The following is a 15,629-nucleotide window of genomic DNA, read 5'->3' on the forward strand; positions in this document are numbered from 1 at the left end:
TTCTTCCCGAACGCCTCGGCGAGTTCCCCGATCTCCGAGCGCTGCATCAGCCGGATCTCAAGCCCGATCTTATCGAGTGTTGTCGCGACGTTTGCGAGGAACATGAAGTACTCCGCGTAGCGGTCCCGCGATACGATCTGGTTTGAGACGTCCACGGACCGGATCCCGAGAAACTCCATCATCGTCGCCTGGATTTCGATGCCGTTATCCCCGAGCGCTGCCTGGGTCCCCACCGCTCCCGTGAGCTGCCCGACGACGACCCGTGAGCGCATCTGGCGGAGCCGCTCGATGTGGCGGGAGACTTCGCTCGCCCAGATCGCGAACCGGAGGCCGTAAGTGGTCGGGACGCCGATCTGCCCGTGAGTGCGGCCGGCACAGACCAGGGTCTTCGTCTCGGCGCTCCGGGTGAGGAGCACGCAGAGGAGTTTGCCCAGTTTCTCCTCGATGAGCGCGAGGCTGTCGCGGAGCTGCAGGGCCGTCGCGGTATCCAGGATATCGTTTGAGGTCGCGCCATAGTGGATCCATCTGCCCGCGTCGCCGCAGACCTCGGTGACGGCCTTGACGATCGCCATCATGTCGTGGTTGATCTCGGCCTCGATCTCCTTCGCCCGCTCAAGGCGTGCCTTCGGTGCAGAAGCCGCGATAGTCTCCGCATCCTCGCGGGGGATCATCCCGTGCGCCGCCTCGGCACGGGCCAGCGCCACTTCGGCCATGACGATCGCCCGGAAGCGGTTCTCCTCGTTCCAGACGGCACGCATCTCCGGGGTGCCGTACCGGTAGTCGATGGGATGGATTGCCATAGTAGAGAAGTGTTGGCATTCTCGCTACAAAAAAGGGTTGCCGGAAGGCTGCTCTCCACTCCCCGGGAAGCAGACTGTCGCCCCGGTTCTATCGCTATGGAGGCCTATTCCGTAGCGATAGTGGGAGTTGTCCGGTGGAGAGTCTCCGGACCGCCGGCAATGGGGGGCTCTCCCGGAAGCCCGAAAGATACTAGTCACGATCTCCCTAATGATCTTGTCGGGAGATCTCCCGACCGACAACCGATCCCGGTGAACTCCGTGAGGTCCGGAGGATAGCATTCATGAGCGAGTATCAGGATATATTCGGTAGAATTGTCAGCCTTCTTGAGAAGCGATCGCCGCAGGGCCTCTCCATCTCCGCAATCTCCCGCGAACTCGGGATGAACCGGGCTACCGTCGCCAAGTACCTCGAGATGCTCCAGTCGAGCGGGGACGTGAGCATGCAGCGGTTCGGAAGATCGAAGCTGTACACCCCGGCGCAGCGGGTCCCGCTCTCGGAACTCTTTGACCGCCTCTCAAACGCGATCGTCATCCTGGACGCCGACCTCCAGATCCTCATGGTGAATACGAGTTTCATCAGGACTCTCGGCATCCACCGCGGGAGAAACATCCTCGGCGCCTCCCTCTTCGACCTGAACCTCCGTATCTTCTCGGACCCGACCATCATGCGGAATATCGAGAGGGTCCGGCAGTCCGGCACCTACCTCTCCGAGATGCAGTACATCGAGGACAGCACGAACCACATCTATCACATCGAGTTTGCCCCGACGGTCTCCCATGTGGGGAAGCCGGGGATCCTGATCAGCCTGCAGGATATCACGGCGTGGAAGAACACCGAAGCCGCCCTGAAGTACTCGGAGAAGATGATCCGGACGATCTTCGAGAGGGTTCCCAGCGGGATCATCCTTTTTACGGCCGATGGGACCGTTCTCAACGCAAATCGTGCGTCCCTGGGGATCCTCGGCCTGAACGGGGTTCAGGAACTGGCGGAAGGAAATATCTTCGATATCTCCTGCTATAAAGGGAAGATCCTCGAGTTGATCCGGCAGGGAAAAGTCGCCGAGACGGAACTCGCCTGCGATTTCGACCGCCTGAAACGGGATCAGCGGATTCCGAGCACCCGGTCGGGCGTCGCTTACTTCGACGTGGTCTTCACCCCGATCACTCCAGACGGCGGGGTGACCTCACACGAGTTCGCCATCCTCTTCAGGGATATCACCACTGAGCGGCTGGCCCGGAAGGAGCTGGCCTTCAAGGAGACGCGCTACCGGTCGTTCTTCGAGAAGGCCTGCAACGGCGTCCTGATCTACGAGCCGATTGAGGGAGGAAACGAGTACATCATCAAAGACGTTAACGGGGTAACAGCAGCCCTCCTGCGGATGAACAAAGAAGACCTCGTCGGGAGGAAACTCTTCGAGGAATTCCCCGATCTCCCGAACCCGTACGTGCACGATCTCCTGTATCGCGTTCTGACCACCGAAAAGCCGGAGTTTGTTACACCGCTCAAATACCGGAACCGCGAGGACTTTCCCTGGATCTCCCATTATGTCTTCAAACTACCTTCCGGAGAGATCGCGTCTTTTATGATCGACGTATCGGATGCTGTCCGTAAGGAGGCTGAAGCGCCGTTCCAGGCGTGCAATGCTCGTGTAACGCGAGAGAATGACTTTTCTGGAATTAGTATATAAAACATTCTCTTATTGTTGAACACAGCCCCCCTCCTGCCCTCCGGGTGTAACCCCCCGCTCCCCGCGTGTCCTGGGGATTGTCGGGCTATTCGTGCTGGAATCCCAACGATTCTCCTGATAATTTGACGATCCCCCGGTGGTATGATCCAAGATGAATCGCGGGGCAGGCCAATATCTCCGATCGCCGTCCGGGCATTGTTGAACATTAAACGATATCTATATAGTCAGTCGCAAACATTATTCTTTCTGCGGAGAACTAGTCCGCACACCACAACAGGATCGGAAGAGAACCTTCAATGGGGTAGGATGGCCGTGATCCACCACAGATAAGTGGGATTAGATGTGTGGACCTCAGCTGCCGTACCAGTGCTCTCGTTGGAACTGGTAGCGTATCAAGATTTGGGTAGGCCTGCCCCTGGATAGGTGACTTTGCCGATCATCAGGAGACCAGTACCATGAAGACACAGATGGGTTACTTTGCATCTATTGAGCAGTACCGCCCCATGGATGCGCTTGAACAGGCAGTCAGAGCAGAAAATGTCGGTTTCGATTCTATCTGGGTAGACGACCACTTCCACCCCTGGTATCACACCAATGCACAGACGGGGCAGGCCTGGGCCTGGATGGGTGCAGCACTCCAGGCCACCAAGAAGGCGTTCTTCTCGACGTGCATCACCTGCCCGATCATGCGGTACAACCCGGGAGTCGTCGCACAGACGTTCGCCACCCTCCGGCAGATGTACCCCGGTCGTGTGGGCATTGCCGTGGGCGCCGGCGAGGCGTTGAACGAGGTGCCGGTCACCGGCGAGTGGCCGAGCGTACCGGTGCGGCAGGACATGACCGTCGAGGCCGTCGAAGTGATGCAGAAACTCTGGGAGAGCAAGGAGCCCGTCTCCTTCAAGGGCAAGTATTACACCTTCGACAAGGCGTTTCTGTACACCAAGCCCGACGACAAGGTTCCGCTCTACTTCAGCGGAATGGGTCCGAAGGGAGCACAGCTGGCAGGGAAGCACGCCGACCACCTCATGACGGTGTCTGCGCCGCCCTCCGTGCTGAAGAATGTCACCATCCCGAACTTCGAGAAAGGCGCCCGCGAGGCCGGGAAGGACCCGAGCAAGATGGAGCACGCCATGCTCGTCTGGTACTCGGTCGACGCCGACTATGACAAAGCCATTGAGGCACTGCGCTTCTGGGCCGGCTGCCTGGTTCCCGCCATGTTCAAATACAAGGTCTCCGATGCAAAGGAGGTCGAACTCCATGCAAACCTTGTCGGACATGACATGATGAAGGACAACTTCATGGTCGCAACCGACGCCGAAGGGATGATCAAGGAGATCGAGCGGTTCAAGGCTGCAGGCATCAACCACTTCTGTCTCGGCAACTCGAGCCCGAACGTGAACCTCGGCATCGATATCTTCAAGGAGATCATCCCCGCCGTCACGGAATGAACCGGGCTTGCCCGGTCCATCCCGATCTATGGGAGAAACGATGGAAAACCAGAACATTGCCCGGCTCATGGAGGAGGGTGCCGCCTTCTTCCCTGCAGAGAAAGCGGGCAGGCGACCCGTGTGGTACTCGAACCCGGCATGGACCGGTGTCGCCCTGGCGGATCTCGCGCCGGGAGCGGACACGAAGGGGTCGTTCTCTTCCCATCTCGTCAGGGTGCGTAAGGACTGTGAGGTTCCTGACCACCTTCACGAGAGCCAGTGGGAGTGGAACGCCATCCTCGCCGGGCACGGGAAGATGATCCTCGATGGGAGAGAGATACTCTTCAAGCCCGGGGACACCTTCACCACGCCGCCCGGCGTCCGTCACACCGTCATCGCCGACAAGGAGGATCTCGCACTGCTGGCAGTATTTGTTACCGGCCCGAAGTGATGGCAGGGGTTTCCCGGCCTCATTCTTCCCGATATCACACCTCCGTGTCCGGTGCCCCCGGGTACGGGGATTTCCGCCCCGTTATCACACATCTCCCTGCTGAAAAAATCGGCATCTCCACCTTATAAGCCGATGGAACCCACCCGGGGGCACCTTCAATATCCGCCTCATCTTTTTTAAGTAAAGGAGCATTACCCCCCGCGACGGCGTTCATCGAGACGATCGTTGTCGGATAGTCGGGAATGTCGGAGTTTGAGTATATACTGAACTTTGCGCAGAATCATGAACGGGCGGATGCCTGCCTGCCGGGCACCACGACGACGTCGATCCGGGTGGCCGTCTGTCGGCGTATCCATGGCCCGGCCCCGGTGAGTTCGACGCACTCATGCTCCTTCGTGCAGTCGACGACCCGGATCGAGAGTTCTCCACAGGTTTTCCTGTTGCGCCTTCACCGTCCCGGGCAATGCGGGTCCGGACAGTATGATTGCGCCGGAACCGTTGCGTTGTCCCGGCGCGGCGCCGTCACTCCCCTCGCCGGGCGCACTCCTCAACGAGCCGGGCGGCAAGATCGCGCACCGCCGCCCGCGCCGGGCTGTTCTGCGGGATCCCGACGATCGGCGTCCCGGCAAGATCCGCCTCCCCTATGCCCGGGTCCTCCGGGATACGGGCGATGAGGGGGAGATCGCTCTCGATAGTGTCGTCGCCCCGGTCACGGTTGACGACGAGGAAGATCCTCTCCCGCGAGAGGCCGAGCGACTCCGCGAGGTCCCGGATGCGGCCGGCGGTCCGCATCCCGCGGGCCCCGGGATCGCTCACGATCAGGAGGACCTTCGGGCTCTGGATCGTCCCCCGGGCGATATGCTCCATCCCGGCCTCGGAATCCACGACGACGAGCCGGTAACCACGCTCAAGCGTCTCGATGCACTCGGTGAGGAGGGCGTTCGGGAAACAGTAGCACCCCGACCCCTCCGGCCGGCCCATGGCAAGGAGGTCGTAGCCCTCCGCCTCCGCGAGCGCCCGGCGGAACCGGTATCTGACATATCCAGTCCGGTCCATGCCCGGGGGGATGGACCGGGTGAAGGCCTCCTCCCGCATGCTCCCGAGCGTCTCGGTGAGGGCGATCCCGAGAGCCTCGTGGAGGTTCGCGTTCGGGTCGGCGTCCACGGCGAGGATCGGCCGCTCTCCGGCCGCGATCAGCGCGTCGATCAGGAGCGACGCGATCGTCGTCTTCCCGGTCCCGCCCTTGCCGGATATGACGACGGTGCAGGGCCGGATCATGGTTCCTCACCCCGCAGGCGGCGGGAGAGCGACGCGGTCGCCGCCATGATCGCGACGGCCTCTCTCTCGGAGGCGTTCCGGATCCCGCAGGTCGGCGTGATGAGGGACTGGCGATCGAAGAGGTCGGGGTCGATCGTCTCCGTCGCACGGGCGCGGATATCCTGGAACCGGGAGAAGAACGAATCGGGGTTCTCCGCCGCAAAGACACTGTAGTCCGCGGGGACGATCCCCCAGGCCACCACGCCTCCCCTCTCCATATAGCGGGCGATATCGTCGGCGTAGAGGAGAAACTCGCGGGCGTAGGTCCAGGCGTCGATCGAGACCACGGCCGGCGCAAGGCCGAGGACGAACCCCCAGTCGGTGTTGGCGCAGCAGTGGATCCCGAGCCCCCCGTCGAGGAGGGCGGCGATATCCTCGAAGGCGGACGCCGCCACCCCGGCATCCACCGGGACGACCGACGAGCCGAGCGACGCAAGGTAGGGCTCGCTCAGCACCACAAGGGTCGCGCGTGCGCCCATCCGCTCCCGCATCGCCGTCTCGCACCACCGGGCCCGCAGGCCGAGGAGTTTCCCGAGCAGGTCGGCGTACTCCGGGTCGTAGAGGATGGGCCGGCGCGTTTCGTCCACCACCTGCATCCCGAAGGTCACCGGGCCGGTCACCTGGCACTTGACGAGGAGTGCGTCCGAGAGGTCGCGGGTCATCATCGCGTGGAACCCCGACCCGTATGCCTCGCCGACCCGGTAGGGCTCTGCGTTCCGTTCAAGGTAGTCGAGCAGGACCCGCTCCATCGCCTCCGAGGGATCGGCGCTCCGATCGACCACGAGTCTCGCGTCCCGGACCACCCCGCCGGGGAGGTGTTCGGCGTCGGCAAAGACGATCGCCTCGAGAAGTCCCCGGTTCGGCAGGGTGGGGACGTAGGGGATCCGGGGGAAGGCCGCGAGCACCGCCCGGCACGCCGCGTCGGGATCGCGGTGAGGGAGGGCCCCCACGCCGGTCGCGAGGAGATCCGGGGACGGGATCATGCCTGCCATGACCTCACCCCCTGCCTCGCCCGGCACGCCTCAAGCGTCTGCTGCACGTGCGGGAAGAGCGCAAAGTCGGTGTGCGGCAGGAAACAGCTCGACGTATACCGGTCCATGAACGACGGGTCCGCGTTCAGTTCGATGTAGGTGATCCGCCGGGCGAGCCCGTCGAGCTCCTTCCTTCGCCTGCGGTCGACGAGGGCGATGTTCGCGCCGGTGATCGCCCCGTTCCCGATGTTTCCGACACGTTCCGGTGGGGTTTCCGGAATCAGACCGATGGTGACGGCGTTCTCCTTGTTGAGGTAGTTCCCGAACGCTCCCGAGAAGCAGACCCTGCCGATATCGGTGGGCGCAAGGCCTGCTGCGTCGAGGAGCGTCATGCAGGCGGCGTGGATTGCCGCCTTGCTCATGATCAGGTTCTTGATGTCGTTCTCGGTGATGACGATATCCTTCCCGATCGACGTTTCCTCTTTCCAGGCCACGACGAACTCCGGGTAATACTGCCCCTTCCGGACCCGGGGATGGTCAAGCTCCAGGTTGATCCCTCCCGTCCGGTCGATGACGCAGGCGCGGAAGAGCTCCGCGAGCAGGTCGATGAGGCCCGAGCCGCAGATTCCCCGCGGCCGGACGCCGTTGATCGTCGAGAACGACGGCGCGAGGGTATCGGGGTCGATCCGGACCCGCTCGATCGCGCCCGGGTTTGCCCGCATCCCGAAGAGCACTTCCCCGCCCTCCAGGGCCGGCCCGGCCGCGCCCGCGCAGGAGAGCATCCAGTCGCTGTTGCCGAGCACGGCCTCGAAGTTCGTGCCGATGTCCACCATGAGCGTGGCCTCCTCGCGCTCGGCCATCCCGGTGGCCAGGATATCGGCGATGATGTCGCCGCCGATGAAGTTCGAGACCGCCGGGAAGGTGTAGACCCCGGCGTTTGGGTGGGCCGCGATGCCGATCCGCCCGGCGGCCGTCGAGAGCATCCGGCGCACGACCGGGACGTAGGGTTCCGCGATCATGTAGCCGGGGTCGATCCCGAGGAGGAGGTGGGTCATCACCGTGTTCCCGGCGATCATCACCTCAAAGATCTCCTCGCGGTCGATCCCCGCGGCATCGGCGGCGGTCGTCAGGGCCTCGTTGATGCTCTCCGCCGCAAGTTGCTGCAGTCGGGTAAGGCCGCTTCTGCGGGAGAAGTTCACCCGCGAGAGGATATCCTCGCCGCAGGAGATCTGGCGGTTGTAGTTCGATGCCGTAGCAAGGATCCGCCCGTCGACGAGACTCCAGAGGTAGGCCACGATCGTGGTCGTCCCGAGATCCACCGCCACCCCGTAGAGCCTCCCCGTGGTGTCGCCCTCGTCCACGCTGCTCAGGCGGTAGCCGCCGGGGACCAGGGCGACCGTGGCGGTCACGTGCCACCCGCTCCGGCGGAGCACCTGCGGGAGGTAGCAGAGGACGCCGAGCGGCGCGTAGACCCTGTTCGGGGGCGGCCCGCTCTGCCGTTCGACCCCTTCGAGCAGGCGGGCGAGGTCGGGGGTCGTGTCCTCAAGGGACGGCGGTTCGAGGCGGACCTCATACTTCCTGACGGTGGGGTTGAGCGGGATCTCCTTCATGCCCGGGACCTCGACGAGGATCTTTTGCTCCTCGATGAGCGACCCGGCCGGGACCTCGACCTGGACGTCGCCGGCGACGGTCGCCTGGCAGGCAAGGCATGCCCCACGGGCGATCTCCTCGTCCGAGAAGAACCGGCGGTACTTCTCGCGGTCGAACGATACCGTGCCGTCTTTTACGTAGACCTGGCACTTCCCGCACTTACCCTCTCCGCCGCAGACCACGTTCATGGAGAGGCCGGCAGCGCGGGCCGCGTCGAGGAGGGTTGCCCCCTCCGGCACGGTCGCCTTCCGGTAGCCGGGGAGGAACGTCACGGTCGGCATCAGGCCTTCCACTCCTTCTCCAGGTATCCGGGAAGATCGGCCGCATCCCGGGGGCCGACCAGCACCTTCCAGCCGGTCGCGTCCTCGATCTTCCCGGAGAGCGGGGCTGCGTAACCGGGGATGACGAGCAGCCGGTGGTCCACCAGGTCCGCGACGCCGAACTTCTTAAGCGAGTCGGCGACGAGGGTCTCGGTCAGTTTCCCGCCGGCGACGGCCGTGAGGACCGAGAGCCCTTCCGTGTCCGCGATGAAGAGGTAGCAGGGTATCCGGGACGCTTCGAGATAGCCGAGCAGCGTGAAGTAGGTGAGCGAGAAGTTCACCGTGAGGAGGATCGGGGCGTCCGGTCCGGGCTCATTGATCGGGTAGATGCCCGGCGTCACCTGGATGGGCTTCTGCGGGTCGGTGTAGATGTTCTGCCGCAGGGTGAGCGCCGCCTCGCGCGAGGCGGAGGCGAGCGGGGGGGTGACGATGATCCCCGCGTACTTCAGGATACCCGCCGCAAGGGCCGCATCGGTCTTTCCGAAGGCTCCGGCGTCGAGGTAGAGGGGATACCCGAGCGCCGGTTCGGTCCGCCCGATAGCGGATCTCCGGATCTCCGTTGCAGTGGCGATGAAGCCGGCGAGCGACGACGGTGCGGGGTCGAGCACGAGGTCCGGGGTCCCTGCCTCCGCGCACTTCCCGGCGAGGCTGGCGAGTTCGGCGGGACCGGCGGCCCGGACGGCGAGAGGACACCCGTAGCGCTTCGTGAGGGCAGCGAGGCCCTCCCAATTCTCTTCGGTCGCGGCGTGGACCAGCGGCCGGTAGTGTCCCGCGACCGCGAGGCCCGCCTCAAAGGCTGCGGGGTCGCTGGCGATCAGCACCAGGGGGAGGGTGCTCCCGCCCCCGGCGAGCGCCACGGTCGCTGCGAACCGTTCGGGACGGTTGCTCTCGTACTTCACCGCCACCCCATTCACGACGAGGTCCTGCCCCACCCGCTGGACGACGGTCTCTTTCACCGTCTCCACGACGGAGCGCACCTCGTCCTCCGGCCAGGTATCGGAGACCTGCACCATGATGCCGGGCGGGTGGTAGAAGGTCTTCTCGTGCCGGAAGAGAACAAACTCCTCGCCGACCGCGATCGACCGCTCGCCTGCGCCGATGGTGACGAGCCGGACCGGCGGCCGGGTCACCCCGCCGAGGAGGCTCTTCGTGTCGGGGTCGAGGTCCGGGCAGGCCTCGACCTCCGCCTTTCCGACGGCGAGTTTCATGGCGAAGGCAAGGCAGGTGGGGTACCCGCACTTCTTGCAGTTCGTCTTCGGGAGGTGCTTGTAGATGTCGAGCGCTTTCATCGCCATGCTTCAGCCCTCCAGGGCCGCCTTCAGCCTCTCCACGGTCAGCGGGTGGCGGACGCAGACGATCGACGCGCCGGCGACAATGGCGGCGTAGGCGGTGTAGAACTCCCAGGCAACCGCCATCGCCTCCTGATCCGCCGGTGCGGCCTCTCGCACCTCCCGGACCGAGAGGGTGTCGGTGGGGGCGCAGATCATCGGCATCGCGAGGTCCGCATCGCCGGAGAGGGCGGCGAGCCTGATCCGCTCCATCACCGAGTAGGAGTACTCGAACCCGTAGCCGAGCGCCCCCGCGTAGGGGTCGATCACGATCCGGTCCTGCGGCACGCCGGTCTCGCGGAGGAGGATGTTCAGTTGCTTCGCCAGGTTGACGTCGATCGGCGACTGGGCGATCACCGCATGGCCGTAGGCGAGCGCCGCCGCGGCGACGCTCCGGTAGCGGTCGGCCTCCGCGGTCCCGAGGAGGAGCCGCTCGCCCTCACCCGCCTCCCCGCAGCGGCGGAAGACCTCGCTGTCGAGTTCCGGTTCGTTGCTCCCCTCGACAATCAGGGGCCGGGCCGTCGCCGCGAGCACCTCCTCCGTCGTCGCGGCGATCGCGTCGAACGCATCGAATCCGCGCTGTTTCGTGCTCGTGAAGTTCAGCCGCACCAGGTCTGCGCCGTAGGTGCGCTCTGCGGCCCGCGCCCACTCAGCGGTGTCGTTCGCGAGGTCGCCCACGTAGTCGCGGACGACCGGCGGCCAGAACCGGGGGTCGTCGCAGATCTCAAGCGCCACCAGAGGCCGTCCGGCCCCGTCTCCGGAGAACGGGAGATCCCGCTCGCCCCCGATCACGTAGGAGACCTCCCTGGTTCCCCCTTCCTCCCGCGTGGCGCCGAGACGCACCTCGCGGATCGTCAATCCCTCGTCACTCTGCTCTGTCACGCACCATCCCTCCTAGATCAGCGACCTCATCGCGAGTGCGGGATGATCGACGCGCTCGAGAAACGCGACGAGGTCCTCGATCGTCGGCGCCGAGACCTCGTCCGCGATCTTCGCAAAGAGGTCCGGCATCCCCAGTGCAGCAAGTTTCTCCCGCAGCCGGTCTCCGAGTTCCTCTTTTAAGGAGGCCGGCATCCAGACCACCCGCGTAATACCGTTCTCGGCCTGGAGGAACCTGTCGCTCAGGATATAGTTCTTTGAGATGCCGATGAACCCCGGCGTCTGCGCGCCGCCCCCGATCGTCCCCGCGAGCGTCGAGAAGGTCATCCCGAGCGGGGTCTCCCCCGTGAAGTCGCGGCTGACGACGAGAATCCCGTTCACCTCCGGCACGATGGCCGCGATGCACTCGAAGCACCCGCAGGCGGTCATCGGGTTCTCGATCATGCTGTAGAGGGAGATCCGGTCGACCTCACCGTGGGATGCCTTCTTTACGAACCGGTTCACCCCCGCAAACTCACCGCAGACGGCATCGACCGTCTCCCCCTTCGGGACCGGCTGGTTCGCCCCGGCGGGAGCGATCTCGTGGGCAACCCGGGCGTCGAGCCAGGTGATTGCCCCGCAGAGCGCCGGCCGTTCCGGCGTGATGACGCAGACATGGTTCGGGGCGAACGTCTGGCAGAGGGTGCAGGAGTAGAAGGTCTCCACATCCTCATCCTTCATGCCGCTAATCCGCTCGTCGCGCCGTGCGTAGGCCTCCCGCGCCTCCGAAAGCATCCCCTCGACCTTCTGCCTGTCGGTGACCAGCGTCACCTGGACCGCGTCGATGTGGTCCGGAAACTCCGCCTTGAGTTTGTGGGCAAGCAACGTCCCGATGTCCCGGATCCTGACGCCTTTCGCCACTGCCTCTTTCGAGAGCCTGACCCAGATGAGGTCCCGCTGCGCAACGTGCCAGGACCCCTCGCCGTAGTTGACGAAGGTATGGATCCGCCGCTCGAGCACCGGTTCGTAGTCCGCTCTCATCCTCGCGCCGGCGACGTCCACCAGGATCGCGAGCGGGAGGGCGGCGCCTGCCGGGACGGCGTCGACCTCCGGTCCGACGACGGTGACCTTCCCGTCCTTCACCTCCTCGCGGGGCCGCATCCGGAGGAGCTCGAAGGCAGGGGTCCTCCCGCCGCCGAACTCCACGTACATCTCCTCTTTGCGGATGCTCTTCCCCTCGAACGCGGGGGAGCAGGCCATGGGTATCGGGATCGCCGTGACCGTGACCCGGATCCCCCGGAGGTCCATGCCGGTCCGGACCGCCGTTGCGGGAGCGACCGGTATCCACTCCCCTCCCTCGTAGCCCTTGCCGGCCGCGAGGATCGGTATCCCGAGCACCCGCAGGGCGTCGACGAACGCGGCCTCTTCGTCGGTGAGGCCCGGAAATGCGATCACGAACGCCTTCGCCCGTTCGGCGGCGTAGCCGAGCAGGGAGTGAACGTCTCCCGGCTGCACCCCCCCAAACATCATCGCGACCCGGGCGAGGATGTCGGCGAAGTGGATGCCCCGGGCGCTCTCCGGACCGAGCGGCACCAGGCGGTAATCCAGCCCCAGGCGGACGCCGGCGCCGGAGAGCGCCTCCACGACCCCGCCGGCAAGGAAGGTGAGCAGGTACTTCTCCTGCATCTCCCGGCAGATCGCCGCGGCGGCGTCGGGGCTCTCCGGCGTCCCGACCAGGAGGCCGAGGCCCGTGACGCTCCCGTCGACCAGGGTGTAACCGAGCCTCCGGAGGACTGCGTCCGGGATGAAACCTGTGTAGGGGATCTCCACGCCGCCTTCGCCGGCCATCAGGCACTCGCAGGCGACGAGGAGGTTGCTGCCGGACTGCCGGTATGCCTCGCGCGCTCCGTCCGCGTCCCGCACGGCGATGCCGGTGACGGCGTAGGTCACGGGGAGGGCATATGCCGTGTCCGCGTAGGCGAGCTTCCCGGAGAGTGCCTGCATCCTCGCATCGAGGCCGGTGCGGCCGTGCTCTATCGCCGTAGCAAGAGAGTCCGTGAGTCTATCCTTCATGATGCTATCAGCAGGTGATACTCTGCGCACGGTCATAAATGATTGTTTCCGTGCAAAGCGGCGGCCACCGCGGTCCTGGGGTTTCTCCGGCAACACGCGCTGCCGGTTGCCGGGAACCGTCCGGGATCAGCGTCAGATCCACTCTTTCTTCCTGAAGTAGAGGAGCATCGCGAACGCGACACCCAGCATGAGGAGGAGGACGAGAGGATACCCCAGGGGCGAGTCTTCGAGCGGTATGTTCCTGAGATTCATCCCATAAAACCCGGTGATGAAACTTAAAGGGATGAAGATGCTCGCGACGATGGTGAGGATCGTCGTGATCTCGGCGAGCCGGTTGTTCTGGTTCGAGGTGTGGAGATCCATCACGCCGGAGAGGGTATCTCTGGTATACTCCGCAACTTCTGCCGCCTGGATGCACCGGTCGTATGTGTCCCTGAAGTACGGGATCGTCTCCCTCCGGACAAGGCTCAACTCCCGGCTTGCGAGCGACCCAAGAACCTCGCGTGCCGGAACGGCCGCTCTCCGGATGGTCAGGAGGTCTTCCTTGAGTTCGTAGATCTGTTTTAAGGCAAGCGGGTCCGCGGAAGCCAGAACCCTGCCCTGGAGGTCTTCCACCCGGTCGTCGACTGTGTCGAGGATGGCGAGGTAAACACTCACGATGGCGTCAAGGAGCGCGTAGGTGAGATAATCCGGTCCCATGCCCCGGAGGACGCTCAGTTCGTTCCTGAGCCGTCCCCTGACCAGTTCGAAGACCTGGAAGGGCTGCTCGCGGAACGTTATGACGTAGTTCTCCCCGAAGATCAGGCTGACCTGCTCGCTTGCGACCCTGCCGTCTCTCTCCGAGAGCATCCTCGCGATGACGGCGACGTAGGTTCCGAACTCTTCTACCTTCGGCCGCTGGTCAGGGACTGTGATATCCTCCATCGTGAGCGGGTGGATGCCTGCCTGTTCTCCCAGCACCACGAGTTCGTCATGCTCCGGCACCCCGACGACGTCGATCCAGGTGACCGTCTCCCGGCTGATCCACGACCAGGCCTTCGTGAGTTCGATGCATTCGTGCTCCTCAATACGGTCCTCCGTGTAGTCCATCACCCGGATCGGTAGTATCTGACAGGATTCTTCCGGCTGCATCTTCACCTCCGGACTGTTTGCCCCGGAGATGGGGGCCACCCGGGGCTGATCCGCCCTCTCGCATTCGATCGGGATATCCCGATACGCGAGCGCCTGCTCCGCCGGATCCGGGGTGACTTCCGGGAGGGAGCATTCGCCCCATGGTATAAAACGCCACCGCCGGGCCGATCCCCCCGCTCTCCCCCGATGAACGAGACAGGAGGGGAAGAGAGGCTCCCGTCTCACCGGGAGCCCCTCCCCGAGGCCTCTGCGGATCAGATCCAGCCTCTCTTCCTGAAGTAGAGGAGCATCACCCCCGCGACGGCCGCCATCGAGGCGAGGGCTAGAGGGTAGCCCCAGGGATGGCTGATCTCCGGCATGTACGCGAAGTTCATGCCGTAGACCCCGGCGATGAAGGTGAGCGGGATGAAGATGGTGGCGATGATAGTGAGGACCTTCATGATCTCGTTCATCCGGCTGCTCTGGCTTGAGAGGTAGACGTCGAGGGTCCCGGACATCATCTCACGGTAAGTCTCCACGGTCTCGGCGACCTCTATGGTGTGGTCGTAGACGTCTCGGAAGTAGACGAGTGTCGGTTCCCGGATCTGAGGGGACTCTCCCCGTTCGAGTTCTGCCACCATGTCGCGGAGCGGCCAGACCGCCCTCCGGAGAGCAACCAGAGACCGCTTTAAGGCGTAGATCACCTGCAGGGTCTCGTGGTCGGGATCTGCCACCACCTCTTCCTCTACCGCCTCGATGCGTTCCCCGAATGCCTCGATCACGGAAAAATACCCGTCGACGATCGTGTCCAGCAGGACGTAGAAGAGGTAATCCGCCCCCTCGCTCCTGAGCCGTCCCGCCCCGGCACGCAGGCGCTCCCGGATGCGCTCAAATGCATCCCCCGGCTGCTCCTGGAACGATGCGACGTACCCTTTCCCGAGCACAAGGCTGACCTGTTCGCTCCAGAACTCACCGTCGCCGTCGGGAGCGAGCATCCGGACTGCAACGTAGAGATACTCGCTGTAGTCCTCGACCTTCGGGCGTTGGCGGGTGTTTGTGATGTCTTCCAGGGTCAGCGGGTGGATCCCGGCAGCCTCCCCGATTGCCTGGATCATCCCGGTCTCGTGGACGCCGTCGATGTTGATCCAGGTAACCGCCGTCGGGCGGAGGGTGAGGGCCCGGAGGTCCCCGGGCCGGGTGCAGGTCCGCTCGTCGAGATGGGATTCGTCGTAGTCGATGACCGTGACGGTGACCGGTCGCGCACGAGTAGTGCCGGTGTAGATGAGCCCCTCTGGTCGGTCGTCAAGCCGGTTCATCGGAGATCAGGTCGGTTTTCGGGTCGGAGATGGTTGCCAAAAAGGGGGAAATTTCCGGGTTTCACCGCCTTGCCGCCGCCTCATCTTCTGCTTTTGCCTTCCCTGCGGCGCGGCCGATCAGGATGACCGCGATCACCGCGATGATCGTCACGACGACGGCATACACAAACATTGCAACGAGCGTGCTCTGATCACCGAAGATCAGCGCGAAAAGTTCCTGAATGGCGCCGTTCCATGCGAGAGCGGCGACCAGGCCGAATGCGGCCGTGAGAAGAGCCGATATTTTGTCGATGACCTCAGCCTTGAGTGACATAGAGTCT

General features: G+C 64.2%; 13 protein-coding genes. 3 read left to right on the forward strand and 10 right to left on the reverse strand.

The window, feature by feature from the left end; translation table 11 throughout:
- Positions 1–800 (reverse strand): lyase family protein (locus PLN84_RS04310; RefSeq protein WP_348531931.1); only part of this gene is annotated, 800 nt, incomplete at its 3' end.
- A 281-nt stretch (positions 801–1,081) separates the two neighbouring features.
- Between PLN84_RS04310 and PLN84_RS04315 the strand changes: the two genes are divergently transcribed.
- From PLN84_RS04315 to PLN84_RS04325, 3 genes are all read left to right on the forward strand, one after another.
- On the forward strand, positions 1,082–2,488 hold the full coding sequence (locus PLN84_RS04315; RefSeq protein ID WP_221058089.1) for a PAS domain-containing protein: 1,407 nt from the start codon (positions 1,082–1,084) through the stop codon (positions 2,486–2,488).
- Between the two features lie 455 nt (positions 2,489–2,943).
- On the forward strand, positions 2,944–3,936 hold the full coding sequence (locus PLN84_RS04320; protein ID WP_221058090.1) for a TIGR03557 family F420-dependent LLM class oxidoreductase: 993 nt from the start codon (positions 2,944–2,946) through the stop codon (positions 3,934–3,936).
- A 40-nt stretch (positions 3,937–3,976) separates the two neighbouring features.
- Positions 3,977–4,366, forward strand: a complete 390-nt coding sequence (locus PLN84_RS04325) for a cupin domain-containing protein (RefSeq protein WP_221058091.1) — start codon at positions 3,977–3,979, stop codon at positions 4,364–4,366.
- A 522-nt stretch (positions 4,367–4,888) separates the two neighbouring features.
- Here the strand turns inward: PLN84_RS04325 and PLN84_RS04330 are convergent.
- The 9 genes from PLN84_RS04330 to PLN84_RS04370 all read right to left on the reverse strand — a co-directional run bounded on the left by PLN84_RS04330 (position 4,889) and on the right by PLN84_RS04370 (position 15,622).
- Positions 4,889–5,644, reverse strand: a complete 756-nt coding sequence (locus tag PLN84_RS04330; protein ID WP_292384978.1) for an AAA family ATPase — start codon at positions 5,642–5,644, stop codon at positions 4,889–4,891.
- Positions 5,641–6,675: a hypothetical protein gene (locus PLN84_RS04335; protein WP_348531932.1), complete on the reverse strand. Its 1,035-nt coding sequence runs from the start codon at positions 6,673–6,675 to the stop codon at positions 5,641–5,643. Before PLN84_RS04335 ends, PLN84_RS04330 begins: the two co-directional genes overlap by 4 nt.
- Positions 6,663–8,585, reverse strand: a complete 1,923-nt coding sequence (locus PLN84_RS04340; protein WP_292491918.1) for an ASKHA domain-containing protein — start codon at positions 8,583–8,585, stop codon at positions 6,663–6,665. The genes PLN84_RS04335 and PLN84_RS04340 overlap by 13 nt, the downstream gene beginning before the upstream one ends.
- The gene (gene acsC, locus PLN84_RS04345; RefSeq protein ID WP_292384972.1) at positions 8,585–9,919 is read right to left on the reverse strand and encodes an acetyl-CoA decarbonylase/synthase complex subunit gamma; all 1,335 of its coding nucleotides are present in this window, start codon (positions 9,917–9,919) and stop codon (positions 8,585–8,587) included. The genes PLN84_RS04340 and acsC overlap by 1 nt, the downstream gene beginning before the upstream one ends.
- A gap of 3 nt (positions 9,920–9,922) precedes the next feature.
- The gene (locus tag PLN84_RS04350; protein ID WP_292384971.1) at positions 9,923–10,834 is read right to left on the reverse strand and encodes an acetyl-CoA decarbonylase/synthase complex subunit delta; all 912 of its coding nucleotides are present in this window, start codon (positions 10,832–10,834) and stop codon (positions 9,923–9,925) included.
- 12 nt (positions 10,835–10,846) lie between these two features.
- Complete coding sequence (acsB, locus tag PLN84_RS04355; RefSeq protein ID WP_292384969.1) at positions 10,847–12,883, reverse strand: acetyl-CoA decarbonylase/synthase complex subunit alpha/beta; 2,037 nt, start codon at positions 12,881–12,883, stop codon at positions 10,847–10,849.
- Positions 12,884–13,015: 132 nt separating this feature from the next.
- Positions 13,016–14,239, reverse strand: coding sequence for a magnesium/cobalt transporter CorA (gene corA / locus PLN84_RS04360; RefSeq protein WP_292384968.1), 1,224 nt, complete (start codon positions 14,237–14,239; stop codon positions 13,016–13,018).
- Positions 14,240–14,268: 29 nt separating this feature from the next.
- A complete protein-coding gene (gene corA, locus PLN84_RS04365) occupies positions 14,269–15,309 on the reverse strand; it encodes a magnesium/cobalt transporter CorA (protein ID WP_292384966.1) in 1,041 nt (346 codons plus the stop codon).
- Between the two features lie 61 nt (positions 15,310–15,370).
- On the reverse strand, positions 15,371–15,622 hold the full coding sequence (locus PLN84_RS04370; protein ID WP_292384964.1) for a DUF5654 family protein: 252 nt from the start codon (positions 15,620–15,622) through the stop codon (positions 15,371–15,373).
- Between the last annotated feature and the right edge of the window lie 7 nt (positions 15,623–15,629).

Origin of the sequence: Methanoculleus sp., from assembly GCF_035363275.1 — an archaeon.
In the GTDB taxonomy this organism is placed as follows: Archaea; Halobacteriota; Methanomicrobia; order Methanomicrobiales; family Methanoculleaceae; genus Methanoculleus.

Coding starts and splice junctions, on each gene's coding strand:
- PLN84_RS04325 (WP_221058091.1), top strand. CDS start 3,977: ATGGAAAACCAGAACATTGCCCGGCTCATGGAGGAGGGTGCCGCCTTC.
- PLN84_RS04335 (WP_348531932.1), bottom strand. CDS start 6,675: ATGGCAGGCATGATCCCGTCCCCGGATCTCCTCGCGACCGGCGTGGGG.
- acsB (WP_292384969.1), bottom strand. CDS start 12,883: ATGAAGGATAGACTCACGGACTCTCTTGCTACGGCGATAGAGCACGGC.
- PLN84_RS04330 (WP_292384978.1), bottom strand. CDS start 5,644: ATGATCCGGCCCTGCACCGTCGTCATATCCGGCAAGGGCGGGACCGGG.
- PLN84_RS04320 (WP_221058090.1), top strand. CDS start 2,944: ATGAAGACACAGATGGGTTACTTTGCATCTATTGAGCAGTACCGCCCC.
- PLN84_RS04370 (WP_292384964.1), bottom strand. CDS start 15,622: ATGTCACTCAAGGCTGAGGTCATCGACAAAATATCGGCTCTTCTCACG.
- PLN84_RS04315 (WP_221058089.1), top strand. CDS start 1,082: ATGAGCGAGTATCAGGATATATTCGGTAGAATTGTCAGCCTTCTTGAG.
- corA (WP_292384966.1), bottom strand. CDS start 15,309: ATGAACCGGCTTGACGACCGACCAGAGGGGCTCATCTACACCGGCACT.
- PLN84_RS04340 (WP_292491918.1), bottom strand. CDS start 8,585: ATGCCGACCGTGACGTTCCTCCCCGGCTACCGGAAGGCGACCGTGCCG.
- acsC (WP_292384972.1), bottom strand. CDS start 9,919: ATGGCGATGAAAGCGCTCGACATCTACAAGCACCTCCCGAAGACGAAC.